The following is a 26471-nucleotide window of genomic DNA, read 5'->3' as shown; positions in this document are numbered from 1 at the left end:
GGCATCCGCTGCGCCGGATGTCGTTGCGCACCCGGCTCCTGCTGATCACGGCGGGTCTCTTGCTGGCCGGGCTGACGCTGATCAGCGCCGTCGTCTCGGACCGTCTGGAGCGCTACCAGCTCGACCGGATCGACACGCAGTTGCGCGGTTTCACCGAGCTGATCGCGCGCGTGCCGTCCGGCGTGCTGCCCGCGGGCGACCCCCGGACGTCGGCGCTGGACCCGGCGCTGGACCTGATCGGCGCCCCGTACGTGGTCTATCTGGGCGCGAACGGCGCGGTGACCGGCGGCGTCCATTCTTCACGGCTGGCGGCGGAAACCCTGCCCTCGCCCGAGGAACTGCGATCGGTCCCGGTGCACGGCCCGCCTGCCGACCTGCGGGCCGCGAACGGTTCGGAGCGCTGGCGCGCGGTCGCGGCACCGGCGCCGGGCGGGACGGTGATCGCGGCGGCTCCGCTCGCCGAGGCGGACGCCCTGATCTCCCGGTTGCGGACCAGCAGCGTGGTCACCGGGTCCGTGCTGCTCGTGCTGCTGACCGGGGCCGGCTGGTTCGCGCTGCGCGGCGGGCTGCGTCCGTTGCGCCGGATCGAGCACACCGCGGCGGCGATCGCGGGCGGCGACCTCAGCCGCCGGGTGCCCGGGATCGCCGCGCCGGGAACGGAAATCGGCCGCTTGGCGGGGTCGCTCAACACCATGCTCGGACAGCTGGAGCGCGCGTTCGCCGACCGGACCGCTTCCGAGGCGCGGATGCGGACCTTCGTCGCGGACGTCAGCCACGAACTGCGCACGCCGCTTTTCGGGATCAAGGGCACCGCCGAGCTGTACCGGATGGGCGCGCTCCCGGAACAGTCCGATGTGGACGAAGCCATGCACCGGATCGACCGGGAAGCGGTCCGGCTGGCCGCGCTCACCGAGGACCTGCTTTTGCTTGCCCAGCTTGACGAAGCTCCGGAAGCGCAGCTCGACCGAGCGCCGATGGACTTGCGCACGCTGGCTGGCGATGCCCGGCACGCGTTGCGCGCGCTCGACCCGTCACGGCCGATCGAGCTGACCGGACCTGGCGGCGAGGGCGGGTCTGGACCGGCTCCGGTGAACGCCGACGAGGCGCGGCTGCGGCAGGTGGTCACGAACCTCGTCGGCAATGCTGCCGCGCACACTCCGCCGGGCACTGCGGTTCGTGTCGGAGTCGGGACTGTGGGCGGTCGGGCGGTGCTGGAGGTTGCCGACGAAGGACCGGGAATGACTGCGGCGCAAGCAGAACGCGTCTTCGACCGGTTCTATCGCGGGGACCGTTCGCGAGCGAGGACACCTGGGGCGGACGCGGGTCTGGGGCTCGCGATCGCCCGGTCGCTGACGCGGGCGCACGATGGCGAGATCGAGCTGGAGACCGCGCTGGGCGAGGGGGCGTGTTTCCGGATCGTGTTGCCGCTGCTGGAGTTCAGTGCGGATCGGGAGTGACGCCGGTCAGCTCGGCAGTCAGTTCCCACAGCCTGGTCCCGGCTTCCGGATACCGGGCCGGGGCAAGGGTGCGCACCTTCGTCGGGCGGCCGCGGACCGCGAAAACCGGTCCGATGTAGTCGCCGCCTTCGACGTCGGGGGCGGTCGCGGCGTACAGCTGCGGCAGTGCGCCGTGCTCGACGCGTTGGGCCAGCAGCATTCCGCCGAGCTTGCCGATTTCCCGGAGTGCGGTGCGCAGCACGGGATTCCGGTACGAGCTCGCCATGTTCGTGGTCAAGCCGGTCGCGCTGTAGCCGGGATGCGCGAGCACGCTGCGCACGGTGGAATCCGCCGCGCGGAGGCGTCGGTCCAGTTCGATGCCGAAGGTTTGGTTCGACAGCTTCGCCTGGCCGTACGCAGCGGCAGCGCGGTACGGGCGGCGTTCGGCGTTCGGGTCGTCCAGGTGCAGGTGCGCGCCGAGGGCGGCGACGCTGGACAGCGTGACGACGCGGCCGGCCGGTGCGCCGCGCAGGGCGGGCATCAGCAGCCACGTCAGCGCGGCGTGCCCGAGGTGGTTCGTGCCGAATTGGAGCTCGAAGCCGTCCGCGGTGCGGCCTTGTGCGGTGGCCATGACCCCGGCGTTGTTCATCAGCACGTCCAGCGCGTCGCCGGTGAGTTCGCGCACGGCCGCGGCGGCTTTCCGGACGGATGCCAGGTCGGCGAGGTCCACGCGCACGAGTTCGGGTTTGGCTCCGGAAGCTGCGGCGCGGACTCGCTCGAGCGCGGTTTCGCCGCGTTCCGGCGAGCGGCAGCCGAGCAGCACGCGGGCGCCGTGCGCGGCGAGGACTTCCGCCGAACGCAGGCCGAGGCCGGAATTCGCTCCGGTGATCAGGACGGTCCGGCCGCTCTGGTCGGGGATCCGGGCCTCGGTCCAGCGTTCGTTCATCGGGTCAGCTAACTACACGTCACGCACTCGGCGCGAGCAGCCGCATCAGATGCCCGACCGGGCCGCGCCTGCGGACCGGGCCGGTGTCGCCGGCGCGGATCAGCGCGTCGAGCGTCCGCCCGACCTTGACGATCTCTTCGGCGGGCTCGTCCGGTTCGGCGAGGCCCGCGGTGAGCGCCAGCATGTGCAGTTCGGTGCGGTGCAGCGGTTCCAGCGCGGGGCAGCGCTCCAGCGCGCCGTCCAGTGCCGCACGAAGGTCTTCGTGGTCGTGCTGCGCCTGCCGCCACGCGCGGGTGACGGCGTCGACCTGGTCGCCGGGAAGATCCGCCTCGTCGGGATCGGCGAACTCGGCGCGCAGGTAGCCGCTGAGCAGCTGCGTCCACTTGTACTGCAGTGCCAGCAACAGGTTCTCTTCGGTGCCGAACTCGTCGGCGGCACCCGGGATTTCGGCCAGCGACAGCGGTGCCTGCGGCGCGCGCCTCGCCTGGCGGACAGCGGCATCGAGGATCTCTCGCCGCCGGTAGAAGTCGGTCCAGCTCATGGTGTGGCTCCCCTTCCGTGACCCGGGTCATACTGCCGGTCTGCGGCATACTCCCGGTACGGACCTGACGCAGCCAACATACCACGGGTATGGTCCGTCGGGCCCCGGCGTAAGGTTGTGAGCGTGCCGACAATGAGGTCCCGACGACTCGACTACTCCGAGTCGACCCGATCCGCCCTGGTCGACAGCGCGGTCGAACTGTTCACAAAACGCGGATACGCGGGCACCTCGCTCGACGAGGTGGCCAAACGCGCCCGCGTCACGAAAGGCGCGCTGTACCACCATTTCAGCGGGAAGCAGGCGCTCTTCGAGGCCGCCTTCGAACAGGTCGAAAGCCTGGTCTACGACCGGCTGCAGAAGATCATGACCGGCGACGGCGAGCCGTGGGAGCGCGCGATGGGCGGGCTGCAGGCGTTCATCCGCAGCTGCCTCGACCCCTCCTACCAGCGGATCGCCATCCACGAGGGACCGGTCGTGATGGGCTGGGAACGCTGGCGCGAGGCCGAGGAACAGTCGAGTTTCGGGCTCGTGCGGTCCGGGCTCCAGCTGCTCGTCGACGCGGGCGAGGTGGAGCCGGTGCCGGTCGACCTCACCGCGCGGCTGCTGTTCGGCGCGCTGTCGAGCGCGGCCACCGAGATCGCGGGCGCGGCCGACCCGAAGAAGGTCGGGGCCGAGATCGAGGACGTCATCACGCGGATGCTGTCGAGGCTGCGCCGCCCCGCGGGACACGAAGAACGGCCCGCCGCGGGCTGACCGATCCGCCGTTAGGCTGGCGGACATGGACTTGAGGATCTTCACCGAACCCCAGCAGGGGGCGAGCTACGACGACCTGCTGCGGGTCGCGCGGACCACCGAAGCCGCGGGCTACGACGCCTTCTTCCGCAGCGACCACTACCTCAAGATGGGCAGCGCGGACGGCCTTCCCGGGCCGACCGACGCGTGGATCACCCTCGCCGGCCTCGCGCGCGAGACCGAGCGCGTCCGGCTCGGCACGCTCGTCACCGCGGCCACCTTCCGCCACCCCGGCCCGCTCGCGATCTCGGTCGCGCAGGTGGACCAGATGTCCGGCGGGCGCGTGGAATTCGGCCTCGGCACCGGCTGGTACGACGACGAGCACACCGCTTACGGCCTCACCCTGCCGCCGCTCAAGGAGCGCTTCGACCGCTACGCCGAGCAGCTCGCGGTGATCACCGGCCTGTGGAAGACCCCGGTCGGCGAGACCTTCTCCTACTCCGGCGACTACTACACGCTCGCCGACTCGCCCGCGCTGCCGAAGCCCGCGCAGTCGCCCGCGCCGCCGGTGATCATCGGCGGGGGCGGCAAGAAGCGCACCCCGGCGCTGGCCGCGCAGTACGCCGACGAGTTCAACCTGCCGTTCGTGGACGCCGAAACCGCGCTCGCGCAGTTCCAGCGGGTGGACGCGGCGGCGGAGGCGATCGGCCGCGACCCCAAGGAGATCCTGCGTTCGGTCGCGCTCGTGCTCGCGGCGGGCCGGGACGAGGCCGAGGTCGCGCGCCGCGCGTCCGCGATCGGCCGGGAGACCGGCGAACTGCGGGCCAACGGGCTGGCCGGGACCGCGGCGGAGATCGTTGACCGGATCGGGCAGTGGCGCGAGAAGACCGGGATCACCCGGCTGTACCTGCAGGTGCTCGACCTTTCCGACCTCGACCACATCGAGTTCGTGGCCTCCGAGGTCGCACCGCAGCTGGACTGACGCGAAAAGGGGCCTCCCGCGGGAGGCCCCTTTGTCGTGGAGAAGGTCAGTTCTGCAGGGCGAAGGTGACGCCGGGGGCCTTCGGGGCCTCCGGGCGCGGCAGCCAGCGGTCGTCGCTCACCTGCAGTTCGCCTTCGAGCGCGGCCAGCACCAGCTCCTTCGCCACCGGCAGCACCTCGGCGACCGGGACGTCGCGCTGCAGTTCCCAGGACAGCGATGTGGTGCCCGCGTCGCGGATGCCGCACGGCACGATGTTGTCGAACGCGGCCAGGTCGGCGTTGCAGTTCAGCTCGAAGCCGTGCATGGTCACGCCGCGCTGGACGCGGATGCCGATCGCGGCGATCTTGCGTTCGATGCCGCGTTCGTCGGCCGGGATCCACACGCCGCTGCGGCCCTCGACGCGGCCGGTGCGCACGCCGAACCGGTCGCACACCGCGATCAGCGCCTCTTCCAGCCGACGCACGTAGTGCATGACGTCGATCGGGTCGGCGAGCTTCAGGATCGGGTAGCCGACCAGCTGGCCGGGGCCGTGCCAGGTGATCTTGCCGCCGCGGTCGACGTCGATCACCGGGGTGCCGTCGGCGGGCCGGTCCTCGGGTTCGGTGCGCTTGCCCGCGGTGTAGACCGACGGGTGCTCCAGCAGCAGCATGGTGTCCGGCCCGGTTTCGTCCGCCCGCGCGGCGAGGATCTCCCGCTGCAGGTCCCAGGCCTCGGTGTAGTCGATCGTCCCGATCTCGCGCACGACGAGGGGCTCGGTGGCGATGCGGCAGCTTGCGCTCGAAGAACTCACCCGTCGAGGCTACGCCTTTCGCGCACCGGAAAGGGGATCAGCCGGAGTGCGGTCGCTGACACCAGTCCCACGCCGAGCACCGCGAGCACGGCCCCGATCGTGTCGGTGACCCAGTGCACACCGAGCACGATCCGGCAGGCAGCCGCCAGCACGGTCGCGGCGGCGGACAGCCAGATCGCCCACCGCACGGCCCGCGGCCGGAGCCAGGCGCACAGCAGGACCACGACCAGGCTGGTCGTCGCCACCGAGACGACGTGGCCGCTGGGGTAGCTCAGATCCGGGTACACGCGCGGGCGCTGCCGCTGGAACACCGGCTTGAACGCCAGGCTGGTCAGCCGGCACAGCACCAGCACCACGGCGAGCCGCACGCACAGCGAGAGCTGCGACCGGTCCCGCAGCACGATCGCCAGCAGCACCACGCCGAGCACGTACGGCAGCACGGGGCCGAGGACGTTCGTCACCACGCCCGCGATCTGACCGGCCGGGTGCGTGTCCTGTCCGCGCAAGGCCGTGGCGACCTCGACGTCGAGCTGCAGCGGCTGCCGGTCCACCAGGAAGCCGAGCCAGAGGAACGCGGCGAACAGCACCACTCCGGTGACGATCCACCGGACGCGCGGCATCGTCACGTCGCCGCGGCGAGCGCGCTGTCGACGGTGCGGTGCCGGAATTCGTACCCGCTCGCCTCCAGCTTCCGCGGCACCGCGCGCTGCCCGAACAACGCCATCTCTTCGGCGGCCTGGCCGAGGGCGATCTTCATCGCGATTTCCGGCACCCACCACGGCGCGGGCCGGTGCACGGCGTGGCCGAGGGCCTTGGTGAACTCGGCGTTGGAGACGGGGATCGGGCCGGTGAGATTGACCGGGCCGGACAGCGTCTCGTGCTCTAGGATGTGCACGAGGGCACCGATTTCGTCGTCCAGCGCGATCCACGGCATGAACTGGCGGCCGTCGCCGAGCCGTCCGCCGAGTGCGAAACGGAAGAGCGGGCGCAGCACGTCGAGCAGGCCGCCGCTGCGGGCCAGGACGAGACCGGTGCGGACCGAGACCACGCGGGCGCCGGCCGCCGCGGCGGTCGCGTCCTCCCACTCGACGCACATCTCGGCGAGAAAACCGTTGCCCGGCTTGGTGTCCTCATCGACCACAGTGGACCCGGTGTTGCCGAAGTAGCCGACGGCGGAGGCGTTCACCAGCACCCCGATGCCGTGCTCCGCCACCGCTTCGGCGAGCACTTCGGTCGGCTCCACCCGGCTGTCGAGCAGCTGCTGCTTGCGCATTCCGCTCCAGCGGCCGGGCAGCAGCGGGGCGCCGCACAGGTTCACCACCGCGTCGATGCCGTCGAACGCGCCGTCGTCGATCCGTCCCGACGGCGGGTCCCAGCCGCGCTCGTCTTCCGCCCGCGCGGTCCGCCGCACCAGCCGGCGCACCTCGTGCCCGGATTCGCGCAGCCGTCCGGTCAATGCGGTGCCGATAAGGCCGCCGGAGCCCGCGATGAGTACCCGCATGCCTCTGATCGTGTCCTATCGGCCCGGTTCGCGCACACCCGGGCGGAGCTGACCGGCGACGTCGGCGGCGGCGGTCAGCAGCACCAGCGCGGGGATCGCGGCGGTCGGCTTGAGCCGGTAGCTGCCGCGGCGGTCCTGCTCGACGAGCCCGGCCGCGGTGAGCGCCTTGAGATGGTGGTAGAGCCGTCCCGGCGAGCTGAGTTCCGCGGCTTCCTGCAGCGCGGCCCCGGTTTGCGCGCCGTCGCGGGCGAGCAGCCGGACGAGCGCGATCCGGTCGGTGTTCGCCAGCGCGGCGAGCACCTCGGCGCGCGGCCCGTCCGGCAGCGACAGGACCGCCGGGGTCGTGAGCCGGATTTCCCAGCGCAGCTCGGGATCGGTCAATTCACCCTGATAGCCCACGATCCCCGGCGGACCGTCCTGGACGGGTTCGGCGGGCCGCCCCTCCAATGCGGCCATCCGGCGTTCGAGCGCCGCGACACGCTCGGCGAGGTCTTCGGTCATGCCGGTCAGTGTCCCAGCGCACGCTCCAAAGCCGCGAAGGTGTCCGGGCGGAACAGCGCGCCGACGCACAACTGCTGCAGCACTCCGCCGTACTGGAGATCCTCCGGCGTGGAGTTCTTGATGAAGACCGTGCAGGTGCCGGGACGGCGGTCCGGCCACAGCAGATCGAACCCGAGCACGAGGAAGCCGGGAAGGTTTCCGCCCTTGTACAGCACGGCTTTCGTGCCCGACGGCTCGTGTCCCGCGAACTGTTCGCCGAGGACTCGCTGCGCGAGAACGGCCGCGCGATCGCGGTTCGTGGCGATCTCGTGGTGCAGCCGGAACAACTGCTCGGCGCTGCCCTGTCCGGTCGAGGCCGACCACGCCATGATCGCTTCGACGGAGGGCGGCTTTTCGGCGACCCGGGGGAGCACCTGGGCACGGAACGACGGATCGCACGCGAACCGGTTCGACAGCGCGTCTCCCGCCGCGCGGCGGAGCGCGACCGGGCTGCCCGGCGGCGGGCAGTACTCGGGGAAAAACAGCAGCAACGTTTCGCCGCCGAACATCCGCACGTCCGGCATCCGCCAGCCGCCGCGGGCTGCCGCCGCACGCAAAGCCCGGTCGCCGAGCCGGGCGCGCAGGTAGTCCGCGGCGGCATTGTCGCTCCAGAGGATCATCGTTTCCGCGATGCTCCGCAGCGGCACGCGCTGGTCCGGGTTCTGCGCGACGCCGTACTCGTCGCACGGGATTCCCAGATAAGTCAGCGCGGTGTGGTGGTCGCCCTTGCCGACCTCGCCGTCGCCGATGTACGGATGCCGGGCGTCCCAGTCGCCGACGCGCACCTGTTCGTCCGGATCGAGCCGTCCTTCGGCGACTGCCGTGGCGTAGGCGAGCAGATGGACCACCTTGATCGCGGACGCGACGACGAGCGACCGGTCCGCGAGATGGCTGAACCGGCGGCCGGCGCCGTCGGAGAAAACCGCTGACACGTCGTCGCGGTGGGCCGCGAGCCGGGCGAGCCAGCCTTCGGGAGTGGATTGGTCCGGGGGATCGGCCAGTGCGAGCGAGGGCAGGACGAACGTGGCGGCCCCCGCTGCTGCGACCGACGTGAGCAAGCTTCGTCGAGTGAGCATGCCGAGCAGCCTACTCCGGTATTCCGGAATTCCGGATTAGCCGAAAGTAGGAGAAACGGCGAAGGCCCCCGCACTCGGGCGAGTGCGGGGGCCTTCGGCCGAAGAACTACCGGATCAGAGACCCAGCTCGTCCTCGAAGTTGCCCTCTTCCAGCCGCTGCTTGATCGTGGTCAGGAAGCGGCCGGCGTCCGCGCCGTCGACCAGGCGGTGGTCGTAGGTCAGCGGCAGGTACGCCATCGAGCGGACCGCGATGGTGTCGTTGCCCTCGGCGTCGCTCACCACGACCGGGCGCTTCACCACGGTGCCGGTGCCGAGCATGCCGGACTGCGGCTGCACGATGATCGGCGTGTCGAACAGGGCCCCGTTGGAGCCGATGTTCGTGACGGTGAAGGTGCCGCCGATCAGCTCGTCCGGCTTGATCTTGTTGGCCCGGGCCCGCGCCGCCAGGTCGGCGATGCGGTGCGCGAGACCGGCGAGGCTCAGCTCGCCCGCGTCGTGGATCACGACCGAGAGCAGGCCGCGCTCGGTGTCCACCGCGATGCCCAGGTGCACGGCGCCGTGGTAGGTGATCTCCTTCGTGTCCTCGTTGTAGGACGCGTTGACGTTCGGGTGCTGCTTGAGCGCCTCGACGGTCGCCTTGGCGAAGAACGGCAGGAACGTGAGGTTGACGCCCTCGCGCTCCTTGAACGCCGCCTTCGCGCGCTGGCGCAGCTTGGCGATCTTGGTGACGTCCACCTCGTGCACCTGCGTGAGCTGCGCGGAAACCTGCAGCGACTCGCGGGTCTTAGTGGCGGTGATCTGCCGGATCCGGCTCGCCTTCTGCACGGTGCCGCGCAGGGCGGCGACCTCCGGCGACACCGCGGCGGCGCGCGGCGCGGACGGAGCGGCGGCGGCCGGGGCGGCTGCCGGAGCGGAAGCAGCCGGGGCCGGAGCCGCCTTCTGCTTCGCCTCGGCCGCGGCGAGCACGTCCTGCTTGCGGATGCGGCCGCCGACTCCGCTGCCGGTCAGCGACGCGAGGTCGATGCCGTGCTCGGAGGCGAGCTTGCGCACCAGCGGCGTGACGTACGGGCCGTCGGCGGATTCCGCCGGGGCCTGGGCGGCCGGAGCGGGCTTGCTCTCCTGCGCCGGAGCCGGGGCCGGAGCGGCAGGCGCCGGAGCCGGAGCCGCCGGGGCCGGGGCGGGCTTGCTTTCCTGGACCGGGGCCGGGGCGGGCTCGGGTTCCGGAGCCGGAGCGGGCTTGCTCTCCTGCGCGGGCGCGGCGGCCGGGGCGGCGCTCGCGTCGCCGATGACCGCGAGCACTCCGCCGACCTCGACGGTCTCGTCCTCGCCCGCGCGGATCTCCAGCACGGTGCCGGCGACCGGCGACGGGACCTCGGTGTCGACCTTGTCGGTGGAGATCTCGAGCAGCGGCTCGTCGACCTCGACCGACTCGCCGACCTGCTTCAGCCAGCGGGTGACGGTGCCCTCGGTGACGCTCTCGCCCAGTTCGGGCAGCTTCACCTCGGTGCCCGAACCGCCCGCGGCCGGAGCGGTGTCCGGCTGCGACGGCGCGGATTCGGCCGGGGCGGATTCGGCCTGGGCAGGGGCTTCCTGCTGCTGCGGCGCGGGCTCCGGTTCCGGCTCGGCCTGCTGGGCCGGGGCGGAGGACTCGGGCACGCCGCCGGTGCCGTCGTCGATCACCGCCAGCTCGCCGCCGACCTCGACGGTGTCGTCTTCCTTGGCGCTGATCTTCACGACCGTGCCTGCCACCGGCGACGGTACTTCGGTGTCGACCTTGTCGGTCGAGATCTCGAGCAACGGCTCGTCGACCTCGACGGTGTCGCCCTCCTGCTTCAACCACCGGGTGACGGTTCCCTCGGTGACGCTCTCGCCGAGCTCCGGCAGCGTGACGGAGTAGGCCATTGTTCGCTGGCTCCCTTGATCGCTAAGACGTGGTCTGGATTGTGCTGGTTGCGCGTCAGCTGTGCACGTGCAGCGGCTTGCCCGCGAGGGCGAGGAACGCTTCGCCGAGTGCCTCGGTCTGCGTGGGGTGCGCGTGGATCAGCGGGGCGACGTCCTCCGGGAACGCCTCCCAGCTGTAGATCAGCTGCGCTTCGCCGATCAGCTCGCCGACCCGGTCGCCCACCATGTGCACGCCGACGACGGGGCCGTCCGGGGCCTTCACCAGCTTCACGCCGCCGGAGGTCTTGAGGATCTGGCTCTTGCCGTTGCCGCCGAGGTCGTAGGTGAACGTGGTGACGTCCGAACCGTACTTCTCCTTGGCCTGGGCCTCGGTGAGCCCGACCGAGGCGACCTCGGGGTGCGAGTAGGTGACGCGCGGGATGCCGCGCTCGTCGATGGCGCGCGGGTTCAGCCCGGCGATCTCCTCGGCCACGAAGATGCCCTGCTGGAAGCCGCGGTGCGCGAGCTGGAGGCCCGGCACGATGTCGCCGACCGCGTAGACGTTCGGCAGGTTGGTGCGCAGCCGGTCGTCGGTGAGCACGAAGCCGCGGTCGATCTGGACGCCCGCCTCCTCGTAGCCGTGCCCGGCCGAGTTCGGGCCGCGGCCGACGGCGACCAGCAGCAGGTCGGCCTCCAGCGTTTCGCCGGACTCCAGCGACACGCTGACGCCGTTGTCGTCCTGCTTCGCGCCGGTGAACCGGACGCCGGTCTTGAAGGCGATCTTGCGGCGGCGGAACGCGCGCTCGAGCTGCTTGGAGGCGTACTCGTCCTCGTTCGGGACCAGCCGCGGGAGCGCCTCGACCACGGTGACGTCGACCCCGAAGGAAGCCCACACGCTGGCGAACTCCACGCCGATCACGCCGCCGCCGAGCACGACGACCTTCTTCGGCACGTAGTCCAGCGTCAGCGCCTGCTCGCTCGCGATGATGCGGCCGCCGAGCTCCAGGCCGGGCAGGGTGCGCGAGTACGAACCGGTGGCGAGGATGACGTTCTTGCCGGTGTAGCGCGTGCCGTCGACCTCGACGGTGGTGCCGCCGACGAACCGGCCGGTGCCCTCGACGAGGTTCACCTTGTGCGCCTTGGCCAGGCCCTGGAGGCCCTTGTACAGCCGGGAGACGATCCCGTCCTTGTACTTGTTCACCCCCGCGATGTCGATGCCCTCGAACACGGCCTTGACGCCGAAGGTCTCGGCGTCGCGGGCCTCGTCGGCGACCTCGGCGGCGTGCAGCAGGGCCTTGGTCGGGATGCAGCCCCGGTGGAGGCAGGTCCCGCCCAGCTTGTCCTTCTCGATCAGCGTGACGGAAAGGCCCAGCTCGGCCGCGCGGAAGGCCGCGGCGTAGCCGCCCGATCCGCCTCCCAGGATCACGAGGTCGGCGGAGGTGTCGCTCACTTCAATAACTCCTCGGCAGCGATAGGGGTGGAGCTTCGGTCGCCGCGGCACCCGGTATAACCGCGCGCGCGACAACAGCCATCTTGTCACTACGCCGATCGGCGTTGCGACCTAGCCGGGCCAAGGCGGTGCTGCGACACCGGCCACACACGAACCCGGGAATAATGAAGTCCGGACTCTCGCCGGAAGAAAGGTGGTCGAAGTGGGGATCTTCGACTCGTTGCGCCGCCGCGGCAGACGCGGCGCGGGCACGGGAGCGGGCCGCTCCGGGGGCTCGAGCGATACCCGTTACCTGGAGGAATGGGCTGCTGCGCGTCGTGGGGTGGAGGCGTATGTCGAGCCGCCGACCACGGTGACTGACACCACTGTGGTGCTTGTCGCCCATGACGGGGAATGGACCCGCCGGCGTATTGGGAGCTTCGACGCGGCGCAGCGGTTCGGGCATAAGCACACGATTCCGGTGTATGAGGCTGCGCGGGTTGGTTATCCGAAGCGGATGCGGGAGTACACGGAGAGGCAGAAGCGGCGGCCTGGTGGTTGAGGTTGGGCTGTTGTCGGTGACTTCTCGTCGCCTGGCGGCGACATCGGGCGTTGGTTGCGTGGGGCACCCCGAAGTTTGATTGTGCTGACGGTTCGGGGGTGCTTGTCAAGGCGGGAAAGATGCCTTGACAAGCACCCCCGAACCGCAGGGGAGCTTCGTATCGGGGTGCGGGGGAGGGCTGGGTGCCTCGCTCGTTGGGTGCATCGGCTGCGGGTCGGCTTGGTGCCTCGATAGTGGGTGCATCGGCTGCGGGTCGGCTTGGTGCCTCGATAGTGGGTGCATCGGATGCGGTGAGCGGTTGGTGCATCGATGTCGGCTGCGGGAGCCGGGCTGGGTGTCTCGTTTGTTGGGTGCATCGGCTGCGGTTGGATGGGTGGTAGCGCCCCAATGTGGCATTGGGTGCGTGGGATGCACCGAATGCCACATTGGGTGCGTCGCGGTCGTGAAGGGCTCCTTGAGGGAATCTAGGTCCGTGAAGGAGCCCTTCACGGACCGGTGGCTGGTCGTGAGGGGAACCCTGGGGGAATCTGGGTTCGTGAGGGTGGCCCTCACGGGCTTCGGCGGGTGGGTGAGTCAAGCGCTTGCTTCCAGAAGCCGGTGGTGGTGTTCCAGCAGTGCGCGAAATGATGCGTGCGCGGTGCTGCCGTAGGTGAGGTCCACTTCGACTGCTCGCCAGTTGTCACCGGTGTGGGTGAGCAGGATTGTCGCGGGGTCGGAGACGATCACGACGGATCCGTCGGCGCGCAAGTCTCGGGCGGGCAGTAGGCGGGGGAACACTACGTCCGCGGGTAAGCCGTCCGTGAGTGTCAGGAACTCGCGGTAGTCGTCGGGCAGGCGGAGGCCGAGGCGTTGTTCGGCGGCGGCTAGATCGGCGGGTGGCGTCGGGGCGGGGGCGCGTTGTCCGCGCAGGCGGAGGATTGCTGCGAGCAGTTCCGGGAGGCTGGCTGGGCCGGTCGGGTGGCGTTCGCGCAGGGCGGCGATCAGTGCGCCTGCGCATTGGTCCGGCCATTCGGAACCGAGGGCGAGTGGATCTGCGCCGTTGATTAGTTGGGTGGCTAGCGGGCGGGTGGCGGCGAGGGTGGCGACGTCTGGGGTGGGGTGGTTTTCCACGAGGGTGGCCCACGCGTCGAGGTCGGCGGCGGCGAGTGCGTCGCGTATCGGGTCGGGGCGCTTGGGGGCGATCGCGGAGACTGCGCCTGCGACTGGTGAGCCGTCGAAGAGACCGTCCAAATCGGACACTCGGCGGACGAGGAAAGCTTGGTGGGCTTGCTCTTCTGCGTCCAGGTCTAGCGGGACAAGGGCGTCTGCCCATTGTGGACGGTCGCCGCGGGCCTCGAAGAGCATTGCCCAGGCGCGGGCGTGCACGGCGTCGTCGGCGAGGGCGGACGTTGGGCGGCCGGTTACCGCGTGCCATTGCGTGACAAGGCGGTCGGAGGCGTCGGTCGCGCCTGCGGTGGCCAGGAGGAGTGCGGCGTGGGCGATCCTGCGGTCAGCGGCGGCCTCGTCGGCGGTGAGCACGTCGCGGACGGCGGTTTCGAGGTAGTCGTCGCGCTGCATGTCGCGAGCGTGCCACACGGCCGCGGACACGACGGAGGCCCCGCACCGGGCGTGGCTGCGGGGCCTCCGGGGTCAAAGAGGTCGATCAGCCCTGGTCGGCGATGTCCGCCAGCACCGCGGCGATGGTGCGGACCGGGATGCCGGTGCCGCCCTTGCCGGTGTAGCCCCACGGGCCGCCGGAGTTGAAGGCCGGGCCTGCGACGTCGAGGTGCGCCCACGGCAGGTCGGCGGGCACGAACTCGCGCAGGAACACGCCCGCGACGAGCATGCCTGCCCAGCGCTGGCCGGTGACGTTCGCGATGTCCGCCAGGCGCGAGTCCAGGTCGGCGCGCAGTTCGTCGGGCAGCGGCATGGCCCAGCCGCCCTCGCCGGTGGCCTGCATGATGCCCGCGACGCGGTCGCGGAACTCGTCCGAGCCCATCACGCCGGAGATCCGGTTGCCCAGCGCGACCACCTGCGCGCCGGTCAGCGTGGCGGTCTCGATCAGGTAGTCCGGGTTCTCCTCGGCCGCCCGCACGATCGCGTCGGCCAGCACGAGGCGTCCCTCGGCGTCGGTGTTGAGCACCTCGACGGTCTTGCCGCCGTACATGGTCAGCACGTCGCCGGGACGGTAGGACGTGGCCGAGGGCAGGTTCTCGGCCAGCGGGATGTGCGCGGTGACCTCGAGCGGGTACTTCAGCTTCGCGGCCAGCACGACCGACGCGAGCACGGCGGCCGCACCCGACATGTCGGAGGTCATGTGGTCCATGTTCGCGGCGGGCTTCAGCGAGATGCCGCCCGAGTCGAAGGTGATGCCCTTGCCGACCAGCGCGACCTTCTTGCGCGCCTTGGCCGGCTTCCAGCTGACCCGCAGCAGACGCGGCGGCCGCGACGAACCGCCGCCCACGCCGAGGATGCCGCCGAAGCCCTTGCGCTTGAGGGCCTTCTCGTCGAGCACCTCGAAGTCGAGGCCGTTCTCGTCGGCGAGCTTCTTCGCGCGGTCGGCGAAGGACGCCGGGAACAGGTCGTTCGGCGGGGTGTTGATCAGGTCGCGGGCGATGATCACCGACTCGGCGATGAACCCGGCCGCCTTCAGCGTGGCCTTGTGCTCGCGCGCGGTGCCCTCGGCCGGGCTGACCAGGTCGGCCTTCGCCAGCGGGCCCTCGCCCTTCTCCGAGCGGTACTCGGTGAAGACGTACGCGCCCAGCGCGATGCCTTCGGTGGCGGCGTGCAGGTCGAGCGCCGACAGCGTGACGAACGCGCGCTCGGTGCCGTTCAGCGCGCGGGCCGCGGCGCCGGCCGCGCGGCGCACCTGCTCGGCGGTGATTACGCCGTCCTGCGGCTTGCCGAGGCCGACCGCCAGCACGACGCCCGCGGGCAGCTTGCCCAGCGTCGGCAGCTTCACGATCTCCTCGGCCTTGCCGGTCGCGCCGAGCGTGCCCAGCACCTCGGCGAGCTTGCCGTCGAACGCCGCGTCGGCGACCTCCGCGCCAGCGGCGAGCTCGAGGCCGCCCTCGCCCTGGAGAGTGCCGATCACGACGACGTCGGCGCGGGTCTTGCCCAATGCCGCACCCGTGTTCTCGGAGAGGGCAAGCTTCGGCACGGTCACTTCTGGCTCCTCGCGACGTCGCGGTGGCGCCGGGCGATCTGCCCGGTCGATCGTGAGCCATGCTAATGACAAAGCCATCCGGACGGGGGAAGGGGGATCGCGGTGCGGCTCGCGGGAGCACTCCTGGTGACGCTGGCGGCAGGCGCCGCCGGGGCCGGGTTTTGGGTGCTCGGCGGGGTTTTGCTCGCCGCGCTGATCGCGGTCGCGGCTTCCCGGCTGCCCGCGCTCGGCGATGATCCGGCCGCCCGGATCGCCGGCGGATTATCCCGGCTGGCCCAGATCGTCGTGCTCGCGCAGGCCTTCGGCGCGTACGTGTTCCCAGTGCAGCCCGGATACGCCGCCGCTGCGCTCGTGGTGTTCGTCGCGGCGGCGGACTTCGCCGGGCTGCGGCTGCCGGACCTGCTGGTCAAGTGGGTGCTCGGGGTGCTGCTGGCCGCCGCGGCGGTGCTCGTGGCGATGTGCCTGGCGGTCGCTCCGGTTGCGCAAACGGGCGGAATCGGCACGCCGCCGGTGGCCGGGATCGTGGTCGCGGCGTTGTTCCTGCTGCCGTTCCTCGTTCCGGAACCAGGGGAGCGGAGCACCGGACGTGCGCTCGTGCTGAGTCTGGTCGCGGTGGCGGTCACGGCGGTGACCCTGCTGCAGCTGGGTCCGGTCCGGCTCGGACTGTCCGGGACCGCGATGCGGGATCTGCTCTCCGCGGCGGACGCCGGACAGCTCCAGCCGTTGCTCACGGTGATCGCAGTGCTGGCGACTCTTCCCTCGGCATTCACGACTTTCGTCGGTGCTCGACAGCGGTTTGCGCCGTCTGGCGGGGCTCCGGTCGCGATAGCCGCGGTGCTGGCAGCGGTAGCCGCGGCGTTCGTTCCGCTGCCGGCGGTACTGCTCGTGGCGGGCCTCGGCGCGGTGGCGGAACTGCTGCTGCGGGTGCGGGTTCGCCGCTACCGTGGCGTCCATGACTGAGCACCGCTGGGCGCCGGGAGAGACAGTCGTCGAACGTTTCATCCGTCCGGACGGCAGCATCGGCCAGCATCATCCCCTGCGCGTGCTCTCCGACGACGGCGAGACGCTGCTCGGCTGGCTCCCGGTCGGCACGCCGATCGTCGGCAGCAGGCTCGCGGACGGCCGCTCACTGCGGGAAGCGCCGCTGGAACAACGGTTCCGCGAGCCGCGCGTATGCGTGCCGGACATCTGGCACGGCTCCTCGACGCTGCGCCTGATCCCCGACCGGGCGTGGTCGTCGGTGTGGTGGTTTTTCGAGCCGGACGGCCGGTTCCGCGACTGGTACGTGAACCTCGAACTGCCGCGCGGGCGCACCGAAACCGGCCCGGACCGGATCGACGGCGTCCTCGACCTGGTCGTGACGCCGGGCGCGGGCTGGGAATGGAAGGACGAGGACGAAGCGGAGGCGGCCCTCGACGCGGGGCGGTTGACCACCGCCGACCTCGACCAGTTGCGCGCGGAAGGCGAACGGATGGGCGCGCTGGCCGAGCGGGGCGCGTACCCGTTCGACGGCACGCACACCGATTTCCGCCCGGACCCGGACTGGCCCGCCCCGGCGCTGCCCGCCGGGCTGTGCTGACCGCTGCCGCTTACTGGGCCAGCAGGACCAGCGCGATGAACAGCACGATGTTGACGACGAGCAGGATCACCACGGATTTGGTCGGCAGGTTCTTGGTGATCACCTTGCCGTGCAGGTTCTTCCACCAGTAGATGCCGAATCCGGCGACGACCAGTCCGAGGAAGAAGCCGAACCCGCTCGAAAGCAGGCCCCAGCCGACCATCCCGAGCAGTCCCGCGCCGAAGGTCAGCAGGGCGGCGGCGCCGAAGGTCTTGACGTCCGGCCCGGCCCCGGGCCCGGTTTGGCGTGCTGGTTGAGTGCTCACGCCGACCATCGTAGTGGGGTGACGCTGCGAGCGCGGGACAGTGCGGCGAGTAAAACCACAGGACTTCCGACTAACGTGCTTCCGACCAAGCGCTATCGTTTACGCATGACCACAGCGACGCAGTTCACCCACGTTCCGAACCCGAGCCCCGCGAGTCCTGAACGCGTCGCCGAGGTACTTGCCAAGCCGGGGTTCGGCACGCATTTCACCGACCACATGGTCACCGTGCGCTACAGCACCGAAAAGGGCTGGCACGACGCCAAGGTCGGGCCGTACGAACCGTTCACCCTCGACCCGGCCACGTCCGTGCTGCACTACGGGCAGGCGATCTTCGAGGGCCTCAAGGCCTACCGCCAGCCGGACGGCACGATCGCCGCGTTCCGGCCGGACGCCAACGCGCAGCGGTTCCGCGATTCCGCCGAGCGGCTCGCGATGCCGCAGCTGCCGGTGGAGACCTTCGTCGACGCGCTGCGCGAGCTGATCGCCGTCGACGAGCGCTGGGTGCCGACCCGCCAGGGCGACTCCCTGTACCTGCGCCCGTTCATGATCTCCACCTCGGCCGGTCTCGGCGTGAACAGCCCGGCCGACGAGTACGTCTTCGCGGTGATCGCCTCGCCGGCCGGCTCGTACTTCAGCGGCGGCGTCAAGCCGGTCAGCGTGTGGCTGTCCACCGAGTACGTGCGCGCGGCCCCCGGCGGCACCGGCGCGGCGAAGTGCGCCGGCAACTACGCGGCCTCCTTCGTGGCGCAGGCGCAGGCCGTCGAAAAGGGCTGCGACCAGGTGGTGTGGCTGGACGCGGTCGAGCGCCGCTGGGTCGAGGAGATGGGCGGGATGAACCTGTTCTTCGTCTTCGGCTCGGGCGACGACGTCCGCGTGGTCACCCCGGAGCTCACCGGTTCGCTGCTGCCGGGCGTCACCCGGAAGTCGTTGCTGCAGCTGGCGAAGGACGCCGGGCACAAGGTCGAGGAGCGCCGGATCTCCACCGACGAATGGGAGAAGGCGGCCGCCTCGGGCGAGCTGACCGAGGTGTTCGCGTGCGGCACGGCGGCGGTCATCACGCCGGTCGGCCACGTGAAGCACGGCGGCGGCGAGTTCTCGATCTCCGGCGGGCAGCCGGGCCCGGTCACCATGGCCCTGCGCGAGCAGCTCGTCGGCATCCAGGAAGGCACCCGCCCGGCCCCGTCCGGCTGGATGACCCCGCTCACCTGACGCTCCAGCTGTCCGTGAAGGGCTCCTTGCGGGAATCTGATTCCCGCAAGGAGCCCTTCACGGTTTTCAGGACGTGAGCGGGCCGGAGACGCCGGATTGCTCGTGCGTGGTCATCTCGGCGAGCACGCGGCTGGCCATCATCAGCAGCGGCAACGCGGTGACCGCGCCGGTTCCTTCGCCGAGGCGGACGTCGAGGTCGAGCAGCGCCCCGAGGTCCAGGTGCTCCAGCGCGAGCGCGTGCGCGGGTTCGCCGGTGAGCTGACCGGACATCCACCAGCGGCGCGCGCCGGGCGCGAGTTCTTCGGCGACGAGCGCGGCTGAGCAGACCACGAGCCCGTCGAGCACCACCGGCGTGCGGCGAACCGCTGCCTGCGCGAGAAAGCCCGTCATCGCGGCGATATCGGCCCCCGAGGACGTCCGCAGCAGCGCGAGCGGGTCGGCCAGCACCGCGCGGGCCCGGCGCAGCGCGTCGCGGACCGCGGCGGCCTTGCGCATCCAGGTGTTGTCGTCGATGCCCGAACCCCGGCCGACCACGGCGACCGGTTCGCTGCCGGTCAGCGCCGCGACCAGCACCGACGCCGGGGTGCTGTTCCCGATCCCCAGGTCGCCCGCGATCAGCAGGTCCGCGCCGCCGTCGACCTCCGCGTCGGCGATCTTGCGGCCGGCTTCGACCGCGGCGCGCACCTCGGCGTCGGTGAGCGCGTCCTCGACGTCGATCGAGCCGGAACCGCGGCGCACCTTGAACTCGCCGATCGACCGCATCGCGGATTCCTCGGTGTCCACGGCCATGTCGACCACGCGCACGCCCGCGCCCGCCGCCGCGGCGAGCACGTTGATCGCCGCGCCGCCGGTCAGCATCGTCCCGACGAGCTGCGACGTGACCTCCCGCGGATACGCCGAGACGCCCTTCTTCGCGATGCCGTGATCGCCGGCGAACACGACGACGCGCGGGCGGGTGAACGGCCGCGGCGGCGCCTGGCCCTGGCACGAAGCGATCCAGACGCCCAGCTCTTCCAGCCTGCCGAGCGAGCCCGCCGGTTTGACGAGCTTGTCGTGCAGCGCGATCGCGCCCGACCGGGCCAGGTCGCTCGGCGGTTCGATCTCGCCGAACTCGATGCCCGTTTCGCCGGTGTCCACAGCCAGGTTTCCTTTCGCCGCTGGGCGTCCCGGCGCCCAACCTACCGCCGCGCGGGCAGGGCCCTTAGGGTCGGTCGGCGTGCGGGAATCGACGGCGGCCGGGGTCGTGCTGGCGAGTGGTGCGGGGACCCGGGTCGGGGCCGCGCTGAACAAGGTCTACCTGCCGGTCGCGGGCAGGCGGGTGGTGGCGTGGTCGCTGGACGCGTTCGCCGCCGTGGCCGGGATCGGCGTGCTGGTGCTGGTGATCCGGCCCGAGGACGCGCCGCTGGCCGAGGAGGTGCTGGCCGGGACGAGCGCTCCGGTGGAGATCGTGACCGGCGGCCCGACACGGCAGGCCTCCGAGCTGAACGCGCTGCGCCATCTCGCGCCGCGGATCGCCGACGGGACAGTGGATTCCGTGCTGCTGCACGACGGCGCCCGGCCGTTGGTGACGCCGGAGCTGATCGCCGCGGTGCTGGAACGGACCAGGGAAGACGGGGGAGCGGTGCCGGGACTGGCCGCGGACGACGTGGTCTCGATGGCCGGGCCGGACACGGTGGCCGGCCCGCTGCCCGGCGCGATCCGGGTGCAGACCCCGCAGGGCTTCCGGGCGCGACCGCTGCTCGCGGCGTACGAACAGGCCGCCGAGGAAGGGTTTCTGGGCACCGACACGGCTTCGTGCATGGAGCGGTTCTCCGCGCTGCCGGTGCGGTGGGTGCCCGGCAGCGCGGAGAACGTGAAGATCACCTATCCGCACGACCTCGCGGTGGCGGAGCGGTTCCTGCTGCGCTGATCAGGGGGAAACGGTGAGCGCCGGGTCGGTGACCACGACGTCGCCCAGCGCCTCGTCGATCGCCGTGAGCAGCTCCGGCTCCAGCTTCACGCCCGCGGCCTTGACGTTGTCGTGCACCTGCTCCGGCCGCGAGGCCCCGATGATCGCCGACGCGACGTTCGGGTTCTGCAGCACCCACGCGACGGCCAGCTGCGCCATCGACAGCCCGGCGTCGGCCGCCAGCGGCTCCAGCTTCGCTACCGCGGCGAGGGTCTTCTCGTCGAGGAAGCGCTTCACCATGTTCGCGCCGCCGTTCTCGTCGGTCGCGCGCGAACCGGCGGGAAGCGGCTGGCCCACCTTGTACTTGCCGGTCAGCACGCCCTGCGCCACCGGCGACCAGACGATCTGGCTCAGGCCCTCGCGCTCGGAAGCGGGCACGACCTGCGACTCGATGACGCGCCACAGCATCGAGTACTGCGGCTGGTTCGACACGAACGGGATCTTCAGCTCGCGGGCGAGCGCCGCGCCGCGGGAGATCTGCTCGGCGTTCCACTCCGAGACCCCGATGTAGAGCGCCTTGCCCTGGCGGACCAGGTCGGCGAACGCCTGCATCGTCTCTTCCAGCGGCACCGTGCGGTCGAACCGGTGCGCCTGGTACAGGTCGACGTAGTCGGTGCCGAGCCGCTTGAGCGACGCGTTGGCCGACTCGAGGATGTGCTTGCGCGAGAGGCCCTTGTCGTTCGGGCCCTTCGGGCCGGTCGGCCAGAAGACCTTGGTGAAGATCTCCAGGCTCTCCCGGCGCTGCCCCTTCAGCCCGCGCCCGAGCACCGACTCCGCGGCGGTGTTGGCGTAGACGTCAGCCGTGTCGAAGGTCGTGATGCCCGCGTCGAGCGCCGCCTTGATGCAGGCTTGCGCCTGGTCCTCCTCGACCTGGGACCCGTGGGTCAGCCAGTTGCCGTAGGAGATCTCACTGATGTTGAGGCCGCTGCGGCCGAGACGTCGAAACTCCATGCCGACAGCGTAAACGTTTCGTTCGCGAGGCTAACGACCTGTGTGCCGCACGGCTCAGTTCGGGATCGGGTCCCCGGCCTTGAGCCGCGGCTTCGGCACGCGCAGCTTGCGGATCTGGCTCGCCCGGACGAACGCGTACCAGCCGACGCCGCGGGTGGCGGTCGCCGGTTCCTTCGGGAAGCGCTCGCGGACCAGCTTCGAGATCTTGCGGCCGTTCACGAAGCCCTCGATGGCCATGACCAGCAGCATCGCCATGCAGACCAGGGTGATGTACTGCTGCACCGCCGGCGCCGGGACCAGCAGCGCGAGGAACACCAGGATCGCCAGCGGCATGAACAGGCCGAGGATGTTGCGCCGGGAGTCGACCAGGTCGCGCACGTACGCCTTGACCGGGCCCTTGTCGCGCGGCGGCAGGTACTTGTCGTCGCCCGACATCATCCGCTCGCGGCGCACGCGGGCGGCTTCCTTGCGGTCTTCCTTGCTGACCGGGTTGGCCTTGCGCAGCTCCTTGTTGCGCTTCATCGCTTCGCGCATGGAGGTGGGCGGCGCCGCGACCGGCCCGCGCCTGCGTCCTTCGGCCTCGCGGCGCTTGGGCGTCGCCTTGCCCTTTCCCGGCGTGTACGACTTGCTCGTGACCGGGGAATCGTCAGCGGCGGCCTCGGCCGCGGAGTCTTCGGCGGCGGGGTCAGTGGTGCTTCGGCGCAGGAACCTCACCTCACCAGGGTATTGCAGGCGTCACGGCTTTGTTCACCAGGTCGTTCCATATGCGACGATGGAGGGGAACAGATCGGGCGAGTCCCGTGTTGTGCCTAGGACACGAGATGTACCCGCAGCGAGTTCGACCAAGAGGGAGTGCCATGACGACCGCTGAGCAGACCGGTGCGGCTGCGGCCGAGACCGCCGAGGAGACCCACGGCGTGACGTTGACCGACGCCGCGGCCGCCAAGGCGAAGGCGCTGCTCGAACAGGAGGGCCGCGACGACATGCACCTGCGCATCGCCGTGCAGCCCGGCGGCTGTGCTGGCTTGCGCTACCAGCTGTTCTTCGACGAGCGCACGCTCGACGGCGACCTGTTCCGCGACTTCGACGGCCTCCAGGTCGCCGTGGACCGGATGAGCGCGCCTTACGTGTCCGAGGCCGTGATCGACTTCGTCGACACCATCGAGAAGCAGGGCTTCACGATCGACAACCCGAACGCCACGGGTTCCTGCGCCTGCGGCGACAGCTTCCACTGAGCCCAGAGCCGGAAAACGGGCCCCGCGCGATCCGCGCTGGGGCCCGTTCTCGTTTCCGGCGTTCCCGGCCGGCTCAGACGTAGGCGTCGAGATCGGCGACCTGCGCGTGGCAGGCGTCGTCGACCGTCCACGGCCGCGCGGCCCTCGGGCGCGGCAGCCGGGCCTGGTCGGCGGGCTGTTCGGGCTGCAGCGTGGACGGCAGGTGGGCGCAGTCGGCGATCAGGTCGCCGAGGGTTTCCGGTTCGGTCGCGAGGTTCACTCCAGCCACGCTATTCAGCCGGACTTGAACGGGAAACGAGTACCGGCCGGTAGTGTCGGAACGTGGCGCGGAAACTACCCGGAAGGGTCATGACCAGCGGGTAACTTGCGTCAGGGCGCGAAAACGACAGCTCATCCACCCCGTGAGGAGAACCGGTGGCAGACAAGCCCAGGATCGCCGTGTCCGGCAGCATCGCTACGGACCATCTGATGCACTTCCCGGGGAGGTTCGCCGAGCAGCTCGTCGCCGAGCAGCTGCACCGGGTGTCGCTGAGCTTCCTCGCCGACGACCTCGTCGTGCGCCGCGGCGGCATCGGCGCGAACATCGCGTTCGGCCTCGGAGTGCTCGGCGTCGAGCCGGTGCTCGTCGGAGCCGTCGGCCAGGACTGGGCGGACTACCAGTCGTGGCTGCAGCGGCACGGCGTGGACACCTCGGGCGTGCTGGTGTCCGAGGTCGCGCACACCGCGCGGTTCGTGTGCACCACGGACGAGGACATGTGCCAGATCGCGACCTTCTACGCGGGCGCGATGGCGGAGTCCCGCAACATCGAGATGGGACCGATTTCGGATCGCGTCGGCGGGCTGGGGCTGGTGCTGATCAGCCCGGACGACCCCGAGGGGATGGTCCGGCACGCGCAGGAGTGCCGTCAGCGGGGGTACACGTTCGCGGTCGATCCCTCACAGCAACTGGCCCGGATGGACGGGGCGCAGGTGCGGTCGTTCGTGGAGGGGGCCAAGTACCTGTTCAGCAACGACTACGAGTGGGAGTTGCTGCTGCAGAAGACTGGCTGGACCGAGGCCGACGTGCTGGAGCGGGTCGGGCTGCGGATCACCACGCTGGGGGAGAAGGGCGTGGAGATCGTCGGGCGGGACGGGACTGCGTTGCAGATCGGGGCCGTGCCGGAGCGCGGGAAGGCTGATCCCACTGGGGTGGGGGATGGGTTCCGGGCTGGGTTCCTTGCCGCGGTTGACGGCGGGTTGAGTTTGGAGCGGGCGGCGCAGTTGGGGTGTTTGATCGCTGTGCTGGTGCTGGAGACTGTGGGGACGCAGGAGTGGCGGCTGGAGCGGGGCGAGGCGTTGACTCGGTTGCGGGAGGCGTTCGGGCCTGAGGCTGCTGAGGAGATTGCGGCGGTTTTGCCTGCTTGAGTCTCGGTGATCGGCTCGTCGCCTGGCGGCGACATCGCTTGGTGGTTGCGTGGGGCACCCCGAAGTTTGATTGTGCTGACGGTCGGTGGGTGCTTGTCAAGGCGGGAAAGATGCCTTGACAAGCACCCACCGACCGCAGATGCGCTTCGTATCGGGGTGCGGGGGAGGGCTGGGTGCCTCGCTCGTTGGGTGCGCCGGTGCGGTTTTAGGGCCGTGAGGGGAACCCTGAGGGAATCAGAGTCAATGAGGGTTCCCCTCACGTCCGGTCAGAGCTTGACTGGGTAGGCCGGTTCCGGGATTTCCGGCTTGATGCGGTGTTCCACGAAGATGCCGTGCCACAGCATGAAGACCAGCAGGGCCCAGAGCTGGCGGCTGCGGTCCAGCTGGCCTTCCTTGTGTTCGTCCAGCAGGCGCAGCACTGCGGTTTTGTCCAGCAGCTCGTCGGTCTTCGAGTCGTTGATGATGCCGCGCGCCCAGTCGTACATCTCGTTGCGCAGCCACAGGCGGATGGGGACCGGGAAGCCCAGTTTCTTCCGGTTCAAAACGTGGCCGGGGATGATCTTCGCGAGGGCCTGGCGCAGTGCGTACTTGGTGGTGCCGTGCGCGAGTTTCTGGTCGAGCGGGATCGAAGCGGCGACCTTGAACACCTCGGCGTCCAGGAACGGCACGCGCAGCTCCAGCGAGTTCGCCATGGTCACCTTGTCCGCCTTGACCAGGATGTCGCCGCGCAGCCAGGTGTACAGGTCCACGTGCTGCATGCGGGCCACCGGGTCCCAGCCTCGGGACACGTCGTACCAGGGGGCGGTGACGTCCTTGAAGCCGACGCCTTCCTGGTACGTCCGCAGCACGGCGCGCAGCTGCTCGTCGCGGAAGTTGCGGGCGTTGCCGTAGTAGCGGTCTTCCAGGGGGAGCGCGCCGCGGCGCAGCAGGTCCTTGCCTCGGGTGCCCTCCGGGATCTTCGTGGACACCTTGCCCAGCAGTTTTCGCACGCTGCCGGGGATTTTCTCGAACGGGGCCAGCGAGATCGGCTCGCCGTAGATCGTGTAGCCGCCGAACAGTTCGTCCGCGCCTTCGCCGGACAGCACCGCTTTCACGTGCTTGCGGGCCTCGCGCGCGATGAACCACAGCGGGACCAGCGCCGGGTCCGCGACCGGGTCGTCCAGGTACCAGACGATGAGCGGCAGCGCTTCCATCATCTCGTCCGCCGACACCGTGCGGACCACGTGCTTCACGCCGATCGCGGCGGCCGATTCCGCGGCCACGTCCACCTCGGAGTAGCCCTCGCGCTCGAAGCCGGTGGTGAACGCGATGAGGTTCGGGTTGTGCTCCTTGGCGAGCGTCGCGGTCGCGGTGGAGTCGATGCCGCCGGAGAGGAACGCGCCGACCGTCACGTCCGGGTCCGAGATCATGTGCTTGCCGACCGAGTCGCGCATCACATCGGCGATGCGCTCGTACAGCGCCTCGGCCTCGGCGGGGCCGTTCACCGGCTTCGCGGCGAACTTCGGGTGGAAGTAGCGGGTGAACTCGGGCTTCCCGCCCGGCGAGAGCCGGAACGAGGTGCCGGACTCGACGCGGCGGATCGCGGTGTGCAGCGACTCCGGCTCCGGCACGTACTGCAGGACCAGGTAGTGCTGCAGGGCCTTGCGGTCCAGCTCCTGCGCGACGCCGAGCGTGTCCGACAGCTCCAGCAGGCTCTTCTTCTCGCTGGAGAACGCCGTGCCCTTCGGGCCCTCGCTGTAGTAGAGCGGCTTGATCCCGAACGGGTCGCGCGCGCCGAAAACGGTCTTTTCCGCCGAATCCCAGATCAGGAACGCGAACATGCCGCGCAGCTTTTCGACCGCTTTGTCCCCGAGGTAGTGATATGCCGCGACGATCGCCTCGCCGTCGCCTTCAGTGGCGAATTTCGCACCGAATTTTTCGGCGAGCTCGTCGCGCAGCTCGCGGTAGTTGTAGATCTCGCCGTTGAAGTTCAGCGTGTAGCGGCCGGGAGCCTCCGGCGGGCCCCACACCAGCGGCTGGTGCGCGTGGTCCACGTCGATGAAGGCGAGCCGGTTGAAGCCGTACACGACCTCGGCATCGGCCCAGGTGTCCTGCTCGTCGGGGCCGCGGTGACGCTGGCAGCGCATCGCCGCGCCGACGCTCGCACGGGCCGCCGCGGCGTCGTTTTCGGTCGCGCAGATCAGTCCAAGCAGGCCGCACACGTGTACTCACACACCTCAGGGTCGGGCCGGTCCGGGGAAGGGCCCAGTATGCCGGTGCGGGGCGACTCGCCCGGAAAGC

General features: G+C 70.6%; 27 protein-coding genes. 10 read left to right on the top strand and 17 right to left on the bottom strand.

The features are described from left to right. Window positions 1-17 precede the first annotated feature (17 nt). Window positions 18-1457: a cell wall metabolism sensor histidine kinase WalK gene (locus tag FKO37_RS39180; protein ID WP_238607715.1), complete on the top strand. Its 1440-nt coding sequence runs from the start codon at window positions 18-20 to the stop codon at window positions 1455-1457. Here FKO37_RS39180 and FKO37_RS39175 read toward each other — a convergent pair. Continuing rightward, complete coding sequence (locus tag FKO37_RS39175) at window positions 1438-2382, bottom strand: oxidoreductase (protein WP_238607714.1); 945 nt, start codon at window positions 2380-2382, stop codon at window positions 1438-1440. The genes FKO37_RS39180 and FKO37_RS39175 overlap by 20 nt on opposite strands. A 19-nt stretch (window positions 2383-2401) precedes the next feature. After that, a complete protein-coding gene (locus FKO37_RS39170; RefSeq protein WP_037809496.1) occupies window positions 2402-2923 on the bottom strand; it encodes a hypothetical protein in 522 nt (173 codons plus the stop codon). A 132-nt stretch (window positions 2924-3055) separates the two neighbouring features. Here FKO37_RS39170 and FKO37_RS39165 point away from each other — a divergent pair, with 132 nt between their 5' ends. Both FKO37_RS39165 and FKO37_RS39160 read left to right on the top strand, forming a co-directional pair. Beyond that, window positions 3056-3676, top strand: coding sequence for a TetR/AcrR family transcriptional regulator (locus FKO37_RS39165; RefSeq protein ID WP_037809498.1), 621 nt, complete (start codon window positions 3056-3058; stop codon window positions 3674-3676). Between the two features lie 25 nt (window positions 3677-3701). Beyond that, a complete protein-coding gene (locus tag FKO37_RS39160; RefSeq protein WP_043827651.1) occupies window positions 3702-4637 on the top strand; it encodes an LLM class F420-dependent oxidoreductase in 936 nt (311 codons plus the stop codon). A gap of 46 nt (window positions 4638-4683) precedes the next feature. Here FKO37_RS39160 and lipB read toward each other — a convergent pair whose 3' ends face one another. From lipB to lpdA, 7 genes are all read right to left on the bottom strand, one after another. Next, a complete protein-coding gene (gene lipB / locus FKO37_RS39155; RefSeq protein ID WP_238607713.1) occupies window positions 4684-5427 on the bottom strand; it encodes a lipoyl(octanoyl) transferase LipB in 744 nt (247 codons plus the stop codon). Next, window positions 5424-6053, bottom strand: coding sequence for a phosphatase PAP2 family protein (locus FKO37_RS39150; RefSeq protein ID WP_238607712.1), 630 nt, complete (start codon window positions 6051-6053; stop codon window positions 5424-5426). Before FKO37_RS39150 ends, lipB begins: the two co-directional genes overlap by 4 nt. After that, window positions 6050-6928: a TIGR01777 family oxidoreductase gene (locus FKO37_RS39145; RefSeq protein WP_238607711.1), complete on the bottom strand. Its 879-nt coding sequence runs from the start codon at window positions 6926-6928 to the stop codon at window positions 6050-6052. The genes FKO37_RS39150 and FKO37_RS39145 overlap by 4 nt, the downstream gene beginning before the upstream one ends. A gap of 15 nt (window positions 6929-6943) precedes the next feature. Then, window positions 6944-7429 (bottom strand): helix-turn-helix transcriptional regulator, encoded by a 486-nt coding sequence (locus FKO37_RS39140; protein ID WP_037809509.1) that lies wholly within the window; start codon window positions 7427-7429, stop codon window positions 6944-6946. Window positions 7430-7434: 5 nt separating this feature from the next. Then, a complete protein-coding gene (locus FKO37_RS39135; protein WP_238607710.1) occupies window positions 7435-8544 on the bottom strand; it encodes a serine hydrolase in 1110 nt (369 codons plus the stop codon). A gap of 114 nt (window positions 8545-8658) precedes the next feature. Further along, on the bottom strand, window positions 8659-10446 hold the full coding sequence (sucB, locus tag FKO37_RS39130; protein WP_238607709.1) for a 2-oxoglutarate dehydrogenase, E2 component, dihydrolipoamide succinyltransferase: 1788 nt from the start codon (window positions 10444-10446) through the stop codon (window positions 8659-8661). Window positions 10447-10501: 55 nt separating this feature from the next. Continuing rightward, entirely contained in the window at window positions 10502-11875 is a 1374-nt protein-coding gene (lpdA, locus tag FKO37_RS39125) for a dihydrolipoyl dehydrogenase (protein ID WP_037809512.1), read from the bottom strand. A gap of 193 nt (window positions 11876-12068) precedes the next feature. On the opposite strand from lpdA, the gene FKO37_RS39120 reads away from it, so the two are divergent. Continuing rightward, a complete protein-coding gene (locus tag FKO37_RS39120) occupies window positions 12069-12416 on the top strand; it encodes a hypothetical protein (protein ID WP_043827645.1) in 348 nt (115 codons plus the stop codon). 573 nt (window positions 12417-12989) lie between these two features. Here the strand turns inward: FKO37_RS39120 and FKO37_RS39115 are convergent. Together FKO37_RS39115 and FKO37_RS39110 are read right to left on the bottom strand one after the other, a co-directional pair. Further along, a complete protein-coding gene (locus tag FKO37_RS39115) occupies window positions 12990-13973 on the bottom strand; it encodes an SMI1/KNR4 family protein (protein WP_238607708.1) in 984 nt (327 codons plus the stop codon). A gap of 85 nt (window positions 13974-14058) precedes the next feature. Further along, entirely contained in the window at window positions 14059-15561 is a 1503-nt protein-coding gene (locus tag FKO37_RS39110; RefSeq protein WP_043827644.1) for a leucyl aminopeptidase, read from the bottom strand. 102 nt (window positions 15562-15663) lie between these two features. Here FKO37_RS39110 and FKO37_RS39105 point away from each other — a divergent pair, with 102 nt between their 5' ends. Both FKO37_RS39105 and FKO37_RS39100 read left to right on the top strand, forming a co-directional pair. Further along, window positions 15664-16521: a sulfatase gene (locus FKO37_RS39105; protein WP_134733549.1), complete on the top strand. Its 858-nt coding sequence runs from the start codon at window positions 15664-15666 to the stop codon at window positions 16519-16521. Further along, window positions 16514-17140 carry a DUF402 domain-containing protein gene (locus tag FKO37_RS39100; RefSeq protein ID WP_238607707.1) on the top strand — a complete coding sequence of 209 codons (627 nt, stop codon included), beginning with the start codon at window positions 16514-16516 and terminating at the stop codon, window positions 17138-17140. The genes FKO37_RS39105 and FKO37_RS39100 overlap by 8 nt, the downstream gene beginning before the upstream one ends. A 10-nt stretch (window positions 17141-17150) precedes the next feature. On the opposite strand, the gene FKO37_RS39095 is transcribed toward FKO37_RS39100, so the two are convergent. Further along, window positions 17151-17453: a hypothetical protein gene (locus FKO37_RS39095; protein WP_037809519.1), complete on the bottom strand. Its 303-nt coding sequence runs from the start codon at window positions 17451-17453 to the stop codon at window positions 17151-17153. Between the two features lie 96 nt (window positions 17454-17549). Between FKO37_RS39095 and FKO37_RS39090 the strand changes: the two genes are divergently transcribed. Further along, window positions 17550-18653 (top strand): branched-chain amino acid aminotransferase, encoded by a 1104-nt coding sequence (locus FKO37_RS39090; RefSeq protein ID WP_037809520.1) that lies wholly within the window; start codon window positions 17550-17552, stop codon window positions 18651-18653. A gap of 66 nt (window positions 18654-18719) precedes the next feature. Here the strand turns inward: FKO37_RS39090 and cobT are convergent, their stop codons facing one another. Beyond that, the gene (cobT, locus tag FKO37_RS39085; protein ID WP_037809521.1) at window positions 18720-19790 is read right to left on the bottom strand and encodes a nicotinate-nucleotide--dimethylbenzimidazole phosphoribosyltransferase; all 1071 of its coding nucleotides are present in this window, start codon (window positions 19788-19790) and stop codon (window positions 18720-18722) included. 79 nt (window positions 19791-19869) lie between these two features. Between cobT and FKO37_RS39080 the strand changes: the two genes are divergently transcribed. Next, complete coding sequence (locus FKO37_RS39080; protein WP_134733545.1) at window positions 19870-20562, top strand: 2-C-methyl-D-erythritol 4-phosphate cytidylyltransferase; 693 nt, start codon at window positions 19870-19872, stop codon at window positions 20560-20562. Here the strand turns inward: FKO37_RS39080 and FKO37_RS39075 are convergent, their stop codons facing one another. Together FKO37_RS39075 and FKO37_RS39070 are read right to left on the bottom strand one after the other, a co-directional pair. Then, entirely contained in the window at window positions 20563-21552 is a 990-nt protein-coding gene (locus FKO37_RS39075; RefSeq protein ID WP_037809525.1) for an aldo/keto reductase family protein, read from the bottom strand. 54 nt (window positions 21553-21606) lie between these two features. Beyond that, the gene (locus FKO37_RS39070; protein WP_037809528.1) at window positions 21607-22266 is read right to left on the bottom strand and encodes a DUF3043 domain-containing protein; all 660 of its coding nucleotides are present in this window, start codon (window positions 22264-22266) and stop codon (window positions 21607-21609) included. Window positions 22267-22409: 143 nt separating this feature from the next. Here FKO37_RS39070 and FKO37_RS39065 point away from each other — a divergent pair, with 143 nt between their 5' ends. Beyond that, window positions 22410-22787, top strand: coding sequence for an iron-sulfur cluster assembly accessory protein (locus FKO37_RS39065; RefSeq protein ID WP_037809530.1), 378 nt, complete (start codon window positions 22410-22412; stop codon window positions 22785-22787). A gap of 73 nt (window positions 22788-22860) precedes the next feature. Here FKO37_RS39065 and FKO37_RS39060 read toward each other — a convergent pair whose 3' ends face one another. After that, window positions 22861-23046, bottom strand: coding sequence for a hypothetical protein (locus FKO37_RS39060; protein ID WP_037810040.1), 186 nt, complete (start codon window positions 23044-23046; stop codon window positions 22861-22863). A gap of 155 nt (window positions 23047-23201) precedes the next feature. On the opposite strand from FKO37_RS39060, the gene FKO37_RS39055 reads away from it, so the two are divergent. Then, window positions 23202-24191: a carbohydrate kinase family protein gene (locus FKO37_RS39055; RefSeq protein WP_037809531.1), complete on the top strand. Its 990-nt coding sequence runs from the start codon at window positions 23202-23204 to the stop codon at window positions 24189-24191. A 266-nt stretch (window positions 24192-24457) separates the two neighbouring features. Here the strand turns inward: FKO37_RS39055 and asnB are convergent, their stop codons facing one another. Continuing rightward, a complete protein-coding gene (gene asnB / locus FKO37_RS39050) occupies window positions 24458-26392 on the bottom strand; it encodes an asparagine synthase (glutamine-hydrolyzing) (RefSeq protein ID WP_134665713.1) in 1935 nt (644 codons plus the stop codon). Window positions 26393-26471: the final 79 nt, after the last annotated feature.

Source organism: Amycolatopsis sp. Poz14 (assembly GCF_006704225.1).
Taxonomy (GTDB): domain Bacteria; phylum Actinomycetota; class Actinomycetes; order Mycobacteriales; family Pseudonocardiaceae; genus Amycolatopsis; species Amycolatopsis nivea.
The sequence above is the reverse complement of the archived record's forward strand: the minus strand, read 5'-3'. Positions and strand labels throughout refer to the sequence as shown.

Bases quoted from the DNA above. Each gene is read 5' to 3' on its own strand.
- FKO37_RS39180 (WP_238607715.1), top strand. From the start codon at position 18: ATGTCGTTGCGCACCCGGCTCCTGCTGATCACGGCGGGTCTCTTGCTG.
- FKO37_RS39145 (WP_238607711.1), bottom strand. From the start codon at position 6,928: ATGCGGGTACTCATCGCGGGCTCCGGCGGCCTTATCGGCACCGCATTG.
- FKO37_RS39165 (WP_037809498.1), top strand. From the start codon at position 3,056: ATGAGGTCCCGACGACTCGACTACTCCGAGTCGACCCGATCCGCCCTG.
- FKO37_RS39095 (WP_037809519.1), bottom strand. From the start codon at position 17,453: ATGGTCGGCGTGAGCACTCAACCAGCACGCCAAACCGGGCCCGGGGCC.
- FKO37_RS39175 (WP_238607714.1), bottom strand. From the start codon at position 2,382: ATGAACGAACGCTGGACCGAGGCCCGGATCCCCGACCAGAGCGGCCGG.
- FKO37_RS39090 (WP_037809520.1), top strand. From the start codon at position 17,550: ATGACCACAGCGACGCAGTTCACCCACGTTCCGAACCCGAGCCCCGCG.
- FKO37_RS39170 (WP_037809496.1), bottom strand. From the start codon at position 2,923: ATGAGCTGGACCGACTTCTACCGGCGGCGAGAGATCCTCGATGCCGCT.
- FKO37_RS39135 (WP_238607710.1), bottom strand. From the start codon at position 8,544: ATGCTCACTCGACGAAGCTTGCTCACGTCGGTCGCAGCAGCGGGGGCC.
- sucB (WP_238607709.1), bottom strand. From the start codon at position 10,446: ATGGCCTACTCCGTCACGCTGCCGGAGCTCGGCGAGAGCGTCACCGAG.
- FKO37_RS39075 (WP_037809525.1), bottom strand. From the start codon at position 21,552: ATGGAGTTTCGACGTCTCGGCCGCAGCGGCCTCAACATCAGTGAGATC.
- FKO37_RS39065 (WP_037809530.1), top strand. From the start codon at position 22,410: ATGACGACCGCTGAGCAGACCGGTGCGGCTGCGGCCGAGACCGCCGAG.
- FKO37_RS39160 (WP_043827651.1), top strand. From the start codon at position 3,702: ATGGACTTGAGGATCTTCACCGAACCCCAGCAGGGGGCGAGCTACGAC.
- FKO37_RS39100 (WP_238607707.1), top strand. From the start codon at position 16,514: ATGACTGAGCACCGCTGGGCGCCGGGAGAGACAGTCGTCGAACGTTTC.
- FKO37_RS39115 (WP_238607708.1), bottom strand. From the start codon at position 13,973: ATGCAGCGCGACGACTACCTCGAAACCGCCGTCCGCGACGTGCTCACC.
- FKO37_RS39140 (WP_037809509.1), bottom strand. From the start codon at position 7,429: ATGACCGAAGACCTCGCCGAGCGTGTCGCGGCGCTCGAACGCCGGATG.